Here is a 13,370-nt window from a genome sequence, read left to right on the forward strand (position 1 = left end):
GATGAATTATTCCTTACGCAAGCTTTTTAAAGGCTCTATCAGCGCAGCGCCTATAGATTGATAGCTTATGGTCAAAATAGCTATGGTCAATGCAATGAATCCTGCGATAAAGAATATGCCCCAACCAATAGTGATGTGGTAGGCAAAATCCTCTAACCAACGGCTCATTAAATACCACCCTACAGGTATGGCAATGGCGATAGAAATTATAATCAGTTTCATAAAATCTACGGTAAGCAATTTATAGATGCTTTTAAACGGAGCCCCTAAAACCAAGCGGATGCTGATCTCTTTTTTACGTTGTTCTACCATAAAGGCAGATAGTGCAAACAAGCCTAAACAAGCAACTAAAATGGCGAACAGGGCAAAACTGTTGAATATTTTACCCATACGTTCCACATCATCATGCATATGGCTGAACTCTTGATCTAAAAAACTATAATTAATGGACTGACTGGGCACATTTTTATCCCAAACCGAAGTAATTGAAGCCAAGGCTTCATTCACATTTCCTTTTTCCAACTTTAGCGATATAGACCCTAAATCCTTACCGATTACGAGCGATAGCGAAGAAATATCTTCTTTTAAGGACTTAAAATGAAAATCATCTATTACACCTATGACCTTAAACTGTTGACCGTTATTGTTTAGTTCTTTGCCAATAGCGTTTTCCAAGCCCAATTCACGTTGCATATTGGCGTTTATAATAATTGAGTTCAAAGCATCAGACGCAAATTGCTTAGAAAAATCTCTTCCTGTTTTAACCGTAATACCAAGCGTTTTAATGTAATCATAATCTACTCTCCAGATTTGGGCAGGTATACCTCTACCTTCATTTCCTTCATCTTCCCTTCTAAATGTATTACCGTTTCTACTACCACCATCTACCGGCAAATAATTAGAAATGGTAGCCGATTTCACTTGTGGCAATTGAAGTAGTTGTTCTTTAAAATTTTCAGCACTTTCCCCTAAGATTCCCGTACCTTCTAGAACAATAACCTGTTCCTTATCATACCCCAATTCTTTTTGAAGAATAAAGTCCATTTGTTTGTAAATAATCAAAGTGGCAATGATCAGCACTACCGATGTGGTAAATTGAAAAATAACGAGTCCGCTCCTTAATTTGCCACTTTTACTGCCAATACTAAGACTTCCCTTTAAAACATTTACCGGTTTAAATGCCGACAAATAAAATGCCGGATATAAGCCCGCCAAAGCACCTACCAAAAGAGCAGCAACTATTATTACCGGAACAAACCACCAAGCAGACCAAGGCATTTCTATAGTTTTAGATGCCATGTTGTTAAATGTTGGCAGTAATGCCCATGCCAATAGCACGCCTAGAAGAAAAGACACAAAACTAAACATCATAGATTCGGTCAAAAATTGCGTTATCAAATTGCTTTTAAAAGCACCAATGGTTTTTCTTAAGCCAACTTCTTTAGCCCTATTGGCAGACTTTGCGGTAGAAAGATTAATAAAGTTGATTACCGCCAATAATAGCACAAAACCGGCTACAGCGGCAAAAAGCCAAACAAAACGAATATCGCCATGTTTAAGTCCGTCTGACATTTTAATATCCGAATACAGATGAATATCGGTTATGGGCTGTAGTTTGTACTTCATGGTTCTAAGCACCTCAATAAAGTCTGGAGCACGCCCTCGTTCGCGCTGTGCAGGTATAATATAGTCTTCAACAATAGAAACCATTTTTTGTTCCAATTCCCGCACGTTCGTATGGTCATCTACCAACACATAGGTAAAGTAATTCTGGTTGGTCCAGTTTGCATTGGTATCTTCTATTGGTAGAAGAAAGTCATAGGCTAGATGTGAGTTTTTTGGAGCATCTTCCATGACCCCGGTTACCGTATACGGAGTACTCTCATCATTATCTAAAATGATGGTTTCGCCCAAAATTTTATCCCCATTAAAATACTTTGCCGCTTTGGTTTCCGATATGACAATACTTTTTGGATTTGCCAATGCGGTTTTAGGATTACCTTGTTGCAACTTCACCTCCAAAAGTTCAAATGCTTCTTGATCCGCAAGCACAAAGCCGGTTTCCAAGTTATTTTGAGCTGCCCCAGCTAAGCGAATACCGCGTTTACCTGCCCCAAAAATTTCAATTGTATTTATTTTCCCTGCCTTTTTTATTTCTGGAAAATCGTTTTGCAAGGCTTCTGCAAAGGGTAATTGAAAGTGAGTGCTTTTCATGACTTCACCTTTGTACATGCCTTCTAACACTACCCTATATAACTGATCTTTTTTGGTATAGTGCTGATCATAACCCACTTCATTGTGAATGAACAAGGCTATTAAAAGACAAGCCGCTATACCAACAGCAAAGCCACCAATTTTAATGGTGGCAAATAGCGTATCCTTCTTAATACTTCTCCAGGCTATTTTAAGATGGTTTCTGAACATGGCTCTCGTTTTTATTGATCGATGATTAAATTATTATCCGTGATTAAGGGATAAGTTTGGTTGGTTTGGTTTGTTGGTCAATTAGTAATCTTCACTTCGGCTCTGTTCAGTGAACAGAATTAATGATTGATTGATGAATAAACTCCCCTACATCATGGCACCTATAGCCCTATTCTGACTTTCAGTTACGATTTGACCGTCGAATAGATTTACAACTCTATGCGCGTAATGTGAGTCTCTGTCCGAGTGTGTTACCATTACTATTGTGGTTCCTTCTTGGTTTAATTCTGTCAACAAGTTCATTACCTCAATTCCGTTTTTAGAATCCAAGTTCCCCGTTGGCTCATCGGCAAGTATTAATTTCGGATTGGTAACCACCGCTCTTGATATTGCCACACGTTGCTGCTGACCACCTGATAATTGCTGCGGAAAATGTTTTTCCCTATGTGCTATTTTCATTCGCTCAAGCACTTTCATTACTTTCTCCTTACGTTCTGCCTTTCCCATTTTTAAATAGATCAATGGTAGCTCTACGTTTTCAAAAACGGTAAGCTCATCTATTAAATTAAAGCTCTGAAATACAAAACCTAAATTACCCTTACGCAATTGGGTACGCTCGCTCTCCTTTAAGCCACCCACTTCATTACCTGCAAAATTGTAGCTACCCTCGGTAGGGTTATCCAGCATACCAATGATGTTCAATAATGTAGACTTACCACAACCAGATGGTCCCATAATGGCAACAAACTCGCCATCTTCTACTTTTAGGTTGACACTGTTCAATGCCAAGGTTTCTACTTCTTCTGTTCTAAAACTCTTTTTTAGGTTTGTAATGGTGATCATTTTCCTTTGTTTTTGATTATTATAATGACATCGAAAATTCTCTGATGTGACAGTTTTTATTTTAAGACAATTCTTTCTTCCTTTCTACCCTTCGACTACGCTCAGGGTTCGAAACCAAACACTTAAGGTAGCTGAGAATTTCGACTACGCTCAATTTAAACTTAGCCGAAGCTATTTTAAGACAATTCTTTCCGCTTCCCCGAAGTTATCGTAGTTACTGGTAATTACTTTTTCCCCTGGTTCCAAGCCTTCCAATACCTCATAGTATCTAGAATTCTGTTTTCCTATTCTTATATTTCTTTTTATGGCTTCTCCTCCATCTGGGTTTAGTACAAATATCCATTGACCGCCGGTACTCTGAAAAAAGCTTCCTTTTGGTAATAAAAGCGCATCGTTAGATTCTCCCAATTGTAATTTAATATTGTAGCTCTGTCCTGAACGTATGGTCTCTGGTTTATTATCGGTAAATACCAAATCTACCTTGAACCTACCATTTCTAACTTCTGGATATACTTTGCGTAAACGCAATGGAAATTCTGCGCCATTACGCTCTAAAACCGCAGTAAGGTCTCTTTTTACACGATCAATATAATGCTCGTCTATATCTGCCTCTATTTTATAATCTGTTAACACGTTGATTTGCCCAATACGCTGCCCTTGGGCAATACTTTGACCAATTTCAGCATCTAAAAATCCTAATTGACCATCTGCAGGAGCCCGTACATTTAAATGATCCAGCCTTTGGTACACCATACCCAATGTTTTTTGCATACGTGCCAAATCTGTATCCAGACCTCTTAATGAAGTTTCGCGTAACTCATCATCCTGCTCGGTCTGTAGCTTTACAATTTCATGCTGCTTTTGAGAAAGTTCATAGTTTTCTTTTGATAGTTGATAGGCTTCCCTAGATATTAATTCCTCATCGAACAACGCTTTGTTCTGTTCGTAATTTCTCTTTAACCGCTGCAGATCTGTACTTGCCGTTGCCAATGACTTTCTACCTTCTACTTGTCTAGAATCGAAATTCAATTTTGTGGATCTTAAATCGTTTTGCTTTAATGCCAGGTTACTTTCACTCGCCAAAATCTGTTCGTACAGATTCATGTTTTCCAGCTTTAAGATGATATCGCCTTTTTTGACCATAGCACCTTCTTCTATTAACTTTTCGCTTACACGACCACCTTCATAGGCATCCATATAAATAGTTGCAATAGGCGCAACGTTACCGTTAATGGTAATATAATCATCGAACTTTCCTGCAGACACCTCAGCAACCGATAGTTTATCCTTCTCGGTTCTAAATGTGGATACCGAACTGGCAAATAACAGTTGGTAACCTACAAATAGTAGCAATACACCCAGAGCAATGTAACCGTAGTGTTTTGGTTTTAATCCTTTTTTCTTTTCTAATTTTATATCCATGGTAATCGTTTGTTCGTTCTTCGTTCTTCGTTCTTCGTTCTTCGTTGTTCTTTGTTCGTTTTTGGTTGCTGGTTCCAAATAAAAATTTAGTTGGCTTCAATATTAAATACTGGTAGTCCTCGGTAAAAGTCCAATGTGCTTTTATTGATCTCTGAACGTAATTTTACCTGTAAATTCTCATTTTGTGCACTAGCATATAAATTTTTGGCGGTAAAAAGCTCTAAAGCATTTATCAGTCCTTTTTCATATCTTTTTTGAGCAATGGTAAAGGCTAAATTCTGCGCTTCCATTTTTTGGTTGCTCTGCACCAATTCTACCAATAATGAATTATAATCTTGCACTAATTGCTGAATGGTTTGAAACAACTCTTGCTCTTGTGTCTTTAAATTATTCTCTGCACGAAGCTTTTCTATTTTAGATTGCTTCACCTGTGATCGTGCAGACCAACCGTTACTAATGGGCACACTTAAATTTACTCCAATATACTGCGAAGTATTGTCCCTAAATTGTTGCCTAAACGGTAAGGTTTTGCCAAGCGTGTCTCTCGTAGTTTCAAAATACCCAGTACCAATTCCTGCAAAGAAAGAAAGTGACGGGTACAATCTTCCCCTGGAGACCGCAACCTGTTTTCTTGCTGCTTTAGCTCTTAATTCCTGTGCCTTTATCAATGGTAAAAACTCGCGAGCTTCGGTGTAAACAGCATCAGATTTTATTTCGTTAACCATTGCACCTGTTACCACTTGCGGCAATTCTTTTGTAATTTCAATTTCAGAGGTGTTCTCCAAATTCATTTCTTGGATCAAGGTTAATTTTGCCGTCGCCAATTGATTGGCACTTTGTGTTACGTTCAATTTATCGGTCAATAGTAACGACTCTGCCTCATAAAGATCGGCACCGGCTTTTAAGCCTAATTCTACCTGCTTTTCTACCAAGTTGTAATTGGTTTGCGATACCGTTAACTGTTCTTTTGAGATTTCTACCAATCCTTCAAAAAACTGAATATCATAAAACGCTTGCATTACCCTAAATGCCAGTAAATATTTTTGTTGCAATACATCTTCTTTGGTTGCTTTAAACAACAATTTAGATGCTTTAATGGCATTTATTTTTTGAAATCCCTGAAAAAAATCAATGGAGGACTCCAACGAATAATTATTAGAGTAGAAATCCTGATTTACAAATGTTCCCGTATTAGGATCTTCTGCCCTACCATAATTAACAAGATAACTAGATGATGCGTTTACCGATGGCAACAAGTTACGAACCGATTGTCTATAGGTTTCTTTATTAGATTGATTGGTATACTTAAAATCATTCAACTGTAAATTATGCGCTAAGGCATATGAAACACATTCATCTAATGTCCAACTTTCTTGGGCAAATACAGATGCCCAAATGGTCAGCAGTAAAAGTGTCGTTATTTTAAATTTTTTGTTCATTTCTTTATTGGTATGCCATTCTCTATACTATATGCGTGCCATAATTTTAAATTATTGATTTACAGATATTTAACTTGTAATAAAATTTGACAATATTTTATCAGTGTAAAAATGTTGTACAGATATTGTCAAAATTTTTTACAGTGATATGAAAATACAAACTTCTATGTGTAGATTTAAATGAGTTAAAAAGAATGTAATCATGATTGATGCCAAGATTCTTGTAATAGATGATACCAAAAGCGTGCTCAGCGCATTAGAAATACTATTACAATTTGAATATAAAAGTGTACAAACCATTTCTAATCCTAATTTACTTTCATCTTTTCCCAACCTTAAGGAAATAGATATCATATTATTGGATATGAATTTTTCTGCCGGAGTAAATACCGGTAACGAAGGATTGTATTGGCTGCGAGAAATTAAGAAAAAGGCTCCGCACATATCGGTTATTATGATGACGGCTTATGGTGCCGTTGAGCTTGCAGTAGAAGCCATTAAAGAAGGGGCAACAGATTTTGTATTGAAACCTTGGAACAACGAACGACTTTTAACTACGGTTAAATCTGCCTACAAGCTTAGAAAATCACAGAAAGAAGTACAACACTTAAAACAGAAAGAAAGCAACCTTAAGCAGGTCATCAATCAGAATTCCAATTACATCATTGGTAATTCAAAAGCACTTAATAGTGTACTGAGCCTTGTGCAGAAAGTTGCCAAAACCGATGTAAATATTTTAGTAACCGGGGAGAACGGTACTGGAAAGGAACTTATAGCCAGAGAACTTCATAAATCATCTGCCCGAAATAATGAGGTTTTTATTTCTGTGGATATGGGGTCTATTTCCGAAAATTTATTTGAGAGCGAACTTTTTGGCCACGTAAAAGGCTCCTTTACAGATGCCAAAGATGACCGTGCCGGTAAGTTTGAAGCTGCTAATGGAGGTACTTTGTTCTTAGATGAAATAGGGAATCTTTCTTTGCAGATGCAAGCCAAATTATTATCGGTCATACAAAACAGAGTGGTGGTACGGGTAGGATCAAACAAACCCATACCTGTAGATATAAGATTGGTATGTGCAACCAATTGTAATTTAGAGCAAATGGTGGCAGACGGACTTTTTAGAGAAGATCTGTTATATAGAATAAATACTATTCAAGTACAGGTGCCTGCATTGCGCGATCGTGATAATGACGTTTTGGTTCTGGCAGATTATTTTTTAAAAAAATATGCCCACAAATATGGTAAACCAAGTTTAAAAATAAACCAAACTGCACAAGAAAAACTAATAACCTACCCATGGCCTGGAAACGTACGAGAACTTCTACATACTATGGAACGTGCCGTAATTTTATCTGAAGGAAATGTACTAAAACCAACTGATTTTTTATTGGACGCAAAACCAGCCGTTGCCATGGAAGCCGGACCAAAAACCCTTGAAGAAATGGAATTGTTGATGATAACCAAAGCCCTTAACGACAATGACGGTAATTACAGTGCCGCAGCGGACCAATTGGGTATTTCCAGACAAACACTTTACAATAAACTTAAAAAATCAGGGAAATAATGGTCAGCAAAAGCATATACTACCAACTTGTATTTCGCATTGTTCTCATTGCTATTTGTGCGCTTTGTACCGCTTTTCTTTTTTCTAAAGAACAGTATTTACTCGGTGTTATTTTAACCGTTGTATTTATAGGACTGGTGTACGCTCTTATACATTACGTAAACCAGACGAATAGAAAAATAGCCTATTTTTTTGATGCTATAAAAAATGAGGATTTTACCCTACGATTTCCCGAAAAACTAAGCGTAAAGTCTATTGAAGAATTGAACCATAGTTTGAATATGTTGAACAACATGATTCAAGATATTCACCTTAAAAAACAGGCGCAAGAACAATACTACCAAGAGATTTTACGACAAGCGGATATAGGCATTTTTACCGTCAATGATAAAGGACACATTCTCTATGCCAACCCTACCGTACAAGATTTGCTCAATTACAGACCTTTAAACCATGTAAAGCAATTAAAGCAAATAGACCCTGGTCTTTATGGCTTGTTTGAAAATCTACAACCGTTTGAAAGTACCATACACTCACTTGGCAATGAACGAGGAAAAAAAGAGCTAACGTTAAAATGCACCCCAATTTCCATTGAAGGACAGCAACTACTATTAGTCGTAGTTCATGATATACAAAAAGAATTGGATGACAGAGAAACAGATTCTTGGGCAAAGCTTATACGTGTACTTACGCATGAAATTATGAATACCATTACACCAATAACCTCTATTTCTGAATCTATTTTAAAATACTTTAAGAAAGGAAATGAACTGACTACCCCAGAAGAATTTGGAGAACTACAAATAAAGAATTCCGCCAAAGGTCTTGAGGTCATTAAAGAACAGGGCAATGACCTTATGAGTTTTGTACAGTCTTACCGTACTTTTTTAAGTGTACCTGAACCTGACAGGGAGCTAATACCAGCGACCAAAATTTTAGAAAAAGTACGCCTCCTACTACAAGAATATACCAATGCACACGACATCACTCTTGAGGTAATCGCAGAACCTGAAGATCTAGAACTGTATATTGATGAAAAACAACTTACCCAAATACTCCTAAATCTGGGAAAAAATGCACAACAAGCGTTAGAAGGTCAAGAAGAAGGAAAAATAGTGATCACGGCAGGTGAATCTCCACAAGGCAAGAAATATATTACCGTTACGGATAATGGTCCTGGTATTTCTCCTGAAATGTTAGATGAAGTTTTTGTTCCATTTTTTACGACCAAAAGTACTGGTACCGGAATAGGGCTTAGTTTAAGCAAACAGATTATGCGTTTACATGGTGGATCAATACGTGTAACATCAAATGAAACAACGACGTTTACGTTAACCTTTCAATAGCATTACAATTCTGCTTTAAGCTCAGTAAACGGATCCCAGAAATGTTTATCCAAATCCACTATTTGCAGATCTTTAATTTGAACACCTTCTGCCTCTAACAATTGCTGCATAAGGTTGGTACCGTCAAAATGGTGTTTTCCGGTTAATATCCCAGCCTTATTGACGACCCTATGTGCAGGTATATCATCCATAGTGTGAGATGCGTTCATTGCCCAACCTACCATTCTTGCACTACGTGCCGCACCCAAATATTTGGCAATGGCACCGTAGGAAGTTACCCTACCTTCAGGAATTAACCGTGCCACCTGATATACTCTTTCAAAGAAATTCTCATTTTCAGGTTTCATGGCATCCTATCGTTTAATTAAATAATCGAAAAGCAGTGATGATAAAAAGCAATACCATTAATCCGCTTAAAATATAATTACTGTTCTTAGAGAATGAAGCCGCTCTATGCTCCCATCTATTGAAATAAATAACATATAAATACATTGCCAAAAAGGTACCACTACCCGTTGCCAATATAAAAAGCACCTCATCTATAATTTCATAGGTCATAATACCCTGAGAGTGAAACACAGTATTAAGTCCGCTGTAATAAGGTATGGCCAGTAGGTTAATGAGTGCCAAGAACACCCCTTTTGAAAAACTGTTTCGTTTTTTGGTCTCCACCAACATTAAGGGTTTACTTTTCTGATTTCTCCCTTTGATAAAAAACACGATCGCCAATACAAAAAAGATGCCCAATGCCAATTGTAGCAACACCTCTATAACATGTTGATTTCTTGATATTAGTTTGGCGATACGTACAGCAATATAGGTCTGTAGCATTACGGCCAGTGCTACTCCCAATCCAAAAATAATCCCATTTGCCTTACCTTTCTCCACACTGGTCTTGGCTGCATTTAAGTTGAGCAGGCCTGGTGGCAATGATGCAATAAAAGCTGCACCAAAAGTAAAAACAAACAAGGTTGGTAGTTGTTGCATTGATTTAGTTTACCCTGAACCTAACAAAGGTTATAGGCTTTCCCTTTTCAAGATACTGATTTTCATAGAAAGTCTGTATTTCTAAAACCTCTTTAGGACTGCCTTCATTTTTGTAAACATCATGGTTAGCATACAGTACCTCTAAACCAAGACCATGCAATAAGCCCAAAGTATACCCGTGCATAAACTCGCTATCTGTCTTTAAATTAACCGTTCCTTCTGGTTTTAAAACTTGTTTATAGCGCTCCAAAAATGTAGCATTGGTCATACGGTGCTTTGTACGCTTATATTTTATTTGCGGATCAGGAAAGGTAATCCAGATTTCAGAAACTTCGGCCGCACCAAAAATATGATCGATCAGTTCTATTTGTGTTCGTATAAAGCAAACATTGGGTAGATCACCTTCAATAGCTTCTTTGGCTCCTTTCCAAAAACGGGCACCTTTGATATCTATACCAATAAAATTCTTGTTTGGAAATTTCTTTGCCAAACCAACGGTATACTCACCCTTACCACAACCCAATTCCAAAACAATAGGATTGTCATTTTTAAAGTGTGTATTCCATTTTCCCTTTAATAGAAAACCACCTACCACCTCTTCTCTGGTTGGCTGAATTACATTTGAAAACGTCTCGTTTTCCTGAAATCTTTTTAACTTATTCTTACTTCCCACAATGATTACATCTAAACTGGGGCAAATCTAAGAAAAAAGCAAGGGTTAGCGATTATTGTACTTCTTCTATTTGAACGATACTTTTCTCTAATGTAAAAGAAAACTCAGATCCTACCTCTACAGCACTTTCTACGTAGATTTTTTCGCCATGTGCCTCTATAACATGTTTTACTATGGCAAGCCCTAAGCCAGAACCTCCTTCACGACGGCTACCACTTTGATCTACCCTGTAAAAACGTTCAAAAAGTCTTGGTATATGTACTGCCGGTATACCTTCTCCATTATCGGTCACCCTTACAATAACCTTATTCTTGACAAGATTTTCTACGCTCACTTCTGTAGTACCGTTAAAGTTGCCGTATTTAATGGAATTCACCAACAAATTGGTAAGAACCTGTTGAATCTTTTCTTTATCGGCAAAGACAAATATGGGATCAATATATTCCATATCAAAAGTAAGGGTAATGTTCTTCTTTGCCGCTTTCATTTCCAATAGATCAAAAACACTCTGTATTAAATCTATAATATCAAAAGAACGTTTTTCAAGATTAAGATCCCCCACTTCTAACTTTGTAATAAGGTCTAGATCTTTTACGATATAAATTAAACGATCTACTGCTTTATTTGCCCGTATTAAATATTTCTTGCGTACGTTCTTATCATCAATGGCACCATCTAACAAGGTCTCTATATAACCTTGCACCGTAAATAATGGTGTTTTTAGCTCGTGGGAAACATTGCCCAAAAAATCTTTACGGTATTCTTCACGAATCTTTAAGGTATCAATTTCAATTCTTTTGTCCTTGGCAAACTTTTCTATTTCTGCGGTTAGGGTTCTCATATCCGTTGTTACAGGATACGAGGGTATGGTACTGGACTCTAACAATTCAACATCATCGTATATTTTCTTAATACGTTTATAAATGAATTTTTCTATCCTTAACTGCAATGTTATAAAAGAGATAACAAAGAAAAACAGTGCCGCAAACATCAAAATACCCCAGTTTATGGTACTAAACCTCCATTGTAATACGGCCAATATAGAAATGCCGATTATTACAATATAGAGCGATGATCGAAATGCAAAGCGATATGATTTTTTTGAACGTAAAGGCGCTGCCATTTAGAGTACAAACTTATATCCTACTCCCTTTACGGTTTTAAAATGGTCTTCACCTATTTTCTCACGGAGCTTTCTAATATGTACGTCTATTGTTCTACCACCAACAACCACTTCATTACCCCAAACTTTATCAAGAATGACTTCTCGTTTAAACACTTTACTAGGTTTAGACGTTAACAAGGCCAACAATTCAAATTCTTTTCTTGGCAAAATAATCTCTTTACCTTTTTTGATGATCTTATATTCTTCCCTGTTAATGACAATATCACCCACCTTGGTAATATCTTCTTGAACGTTCTCCTCATTTTTAATTCTTCGAAGAAGTGCGTTTACCTTACTTACCAAAACTTTGGGCTTAATAGGTTTGGTAATGTAATCATCTGCCCCGGCATCAAAACCGGCTACTTGAGAATAATCTTCTCCCCTAGCGGTCAAAAAGGTTATTATGGTACTTTCCATACCCGGTGTTCTTCTTAAGATTTCACAGGCCTCTATACCGTCCATCTCTGGCATCATTACATCTAACATAATAAGATGTGGCAGTTTTTTCTTAGCCTTCGCAACACCGTCCGTACCGTTCTTAGCAGTATAAACGTCGTATCCTTCTGCGGATAGATTATAACCTATAATCTCTAGGATGTCTGGTTCATCGTCAACTAAAAGTATCCTAATATCCTTCTTTTTCATGGTTTTTAAAATGGATTGATTCGCTCAAAAGTAAAGATAATACTATTACTGATAAGGTAGTTAACATTCATTTAATGTAGTAACGTTTAGATAACATTAACAAAATAAATGTTTAACATGGATCTAACCCGAACATTACAACCCATCTCTTTCTTTGCCGTGTTTAATAAACAGCATATTCAACGTGCTCATAACATTAATGAAAATAAAAGACAAAATGAAAAAATTAATTTTCTCTCTATTGACAATTACGTCATTTGCTCTTACCTCTTGTAGCAGCGACGATGACACTCCAACTACAACTGATGACGATCCAATAGTTGAAGAAGGTGAAGTAATTACTTTAACCGGTGTTTTAACTGAAGATCAAACATGGGAATCAGAAAACATATACATATTAGATGGTAGAGTTATTGTTGATGAAGGTGTAACCCTTACTATTGAGGCTGGTACTATTATTAAAGGTGAAGAAGGATTGGAAACTCTTGCTTCTGCACTTGTTGTAGATCAAGGCGCTACATTAATAGCTGAAGGTACAGCTAGCGAGCCTATCATCTTTACTTCTGTATTGGACGGTATTTCACAAGGCGAGACTACAGGTACTTTAGATATCGCAGATACAGGTCTTTGGGGTGGTATTATCGTTTTAGGTAACGCTCCTATCTCTGTAAACGGTGATCTTGAAACTGCACAGATCGAAGGTTTACCTGCTGATGAGTCTTACGGACAGTACGGTGGTACGGATCCTGCAGACAACTCTGGTATCCTTAAATATATCTCTATCCGTCACGGTGGTATTACCATAGGTCAGGATAACGAAATCAACGGGTTGACACTTGGTGGTGTTGGTTCTGGTACG

11 protein-coding genes and 1 pseudogene are annotated in these 13,370 nt (G+C 37.1%); 3 read left to right on the forward strand and 9 right to left on the reverse strand.

Annotation, left to right across the window (positions count from 1 at the left end; all coding sequences use genetic code 11):
* Window positions 1-6 precede the first annotated feature (6 nt).
* From B2Z27_RS12475 to B2Z27_RS12490, 4 genes are all read right to left on the reverse strand, one after another.
* Window positions 7-2,424 carry an ABC transporter permease gene (locus B2Z27_RS12475; RefSeq protein ID WP_286813898.1) on the reverse strand — a complete coding sequence of 806 codons (2,418 nt, stop codon included), beginning with the start codon at window positions 2,422-2,424 and terminating at the stop codon, window positions 7-9.
* 147 nt (window positions 2,425-2,571) lie between these two features.
* Complete coding sequence (locus B2Z27_RS12480; protein WP_058104953.1) at window positions 2,572-3,267, reverse strand: ABC transporter ATP-binding protein; 696 nt, start codon at window positions 3,265-3,267, stop codon at window positions 2,572-2,574.
* 171 nt (window positions 3,268-3,438) lie between these two features.
* Window positions 3,439-4,767: an efflux RND transporter periplasmic adaptor subunit gene (locus B2Z27_RS12485; protein ID WP_339630938.1), complete on the reverse strand. Its 1,329-nt coding sequence runs from the start codon at window positions 4,765-4,767 to the stop codon at window positions 3,439-3,441.
* 8 nt (window positions 4,768-4,775) lie between these two features.
* Window positions 4,776-6,128, reverse strand: coding sequence for a TolC family protein (locus B2Z27_RS12490; RefSeq protein ID WP_286813899.1), 1,353 nt, complete (start codon window positions 6,126-6,128; stop codon window positions 4,776-4,778).
* A gap of 202 nt (window positions 6,129-6,330) precedes the next feature.
* Here B2Z27_RS12490 and B2Z27_RS12495 point away from each other — a divergent pair, with 202 nt between their 5' ends.
* Complete coding sequence (locus B2Z27_RS12495; protein WP_286813900.1) at window positions 6,331-7,695, forward strand: sigma-54-dependent transcriptional regulator; 1,365 nt, start codon at window positions 6,331-6,333, stop codon at window positions 7,693-7,695.
* Window positions 7,695-9,041: a sensor histidine kinase gene (locus B2Z27_RS12500; RefSeq protein ID WP_074670227.1), complete on the forward strand. Its 1,347-nt coding sequence runs from the start codon at window positions 7,695-7,697 to the stop codon at window positions 9,039-9,041. The genes B2Z27_RS12495 and B2Z27_RS12500 overlap by 1 nt, the downstream gene beginning before the upstream one ends.
* Before the next feature lie 2 nt (window positions 9,042-9,043).
* On the opposite strand, the gene B2Z27_RS12505 is transcribed toward B2Z27_RS12500, so the two are convergent.
* The 5 genes from B2Z27_RS12505 to B2Z27_RS12525 form a co-directional block, all read right to left on the reverse strand.
* Window positions 9,044-9,388 (reverse strand): MGMT family protein, encoded by a 345-nt coding sequence (locus tag B2Z27_RS12505; RefSeq protein WP_058104949.1) that lies wholly within the window; start codon window positions 9,386-9,388, stop codon window positions 9,044-9,046.
* A 13-nt stretch (window positions 9,389-9,401) separates the two neighbouring features.
* The gene (locus tag B2Z27_RS12510; RefSeq protein ID WP_286813901.1) at window positions 9,402-10,028 is read right to left on the reverse strand and encodes a LysE family transporter; all 627 of its coding nucleotides are present in this window, start codon (window positions 10,026-10,028) and stop codon (window positions 9,402-9,404) included.
* Window positions 10,029-10,032: 4 nt separating this feature from the next.
* Window positions 10,033-10,701 carry a tRNA (guanosine(46)-N7)-methyltransferase TrmB gene (gene trmB, locus B2Z27_RS12515; protein WP_286813902.1) on the reverse strand — a complete coding sequence of 223 codons (669 nt, stop codon included), beginning with the start codon at window positions 10,699-10,701 and terminating at the stop codon, window positions 10,033-10,035.
* Window positions 10,702-10,753: 52 nt separating this feature from the next.
* Entirely contained in the window at window positions 10,754-11,692 is a 939-nt protein-coding gene (locus B2Z27_RS12520; RefSeq protein WP_394332431.1) for a sensor histidine kinase, read from the reverse strand.
* Between the two features lie 132 nt (window positions 11,693-11,824).
* Complete coding sequence (locus B2Z27_RS12525) at window positions 11,825-12,511, reverse strand: response regulator transcription factor (RefSeq protein WP_058104945.1); 687 nt, start codon at window positions 12,509-12,511, stop codon at window positions 11,825-11,827.
* Window positions 12,512-12,728: 217 nt separating this feature from the next.
* Between B2Z27_RS12525 and B2Z27_RS12530 the strand changes: the two are divergent.
* Window positions 12,729-13,370, forward strand: a pseudogene (locus tag B2Z27_RS12530) (hypothetical protein); the annotation flags it as partial.

This window comes from Maribacter sp. UBA3344, from assembly GCF_002362375.1.
Lineage (GTDB): Bacteria > Bacteroidota > Bacteroidia > Flavobacteriales > Flavobacteriaceae > Maribacter > Maribacter dokdonensis.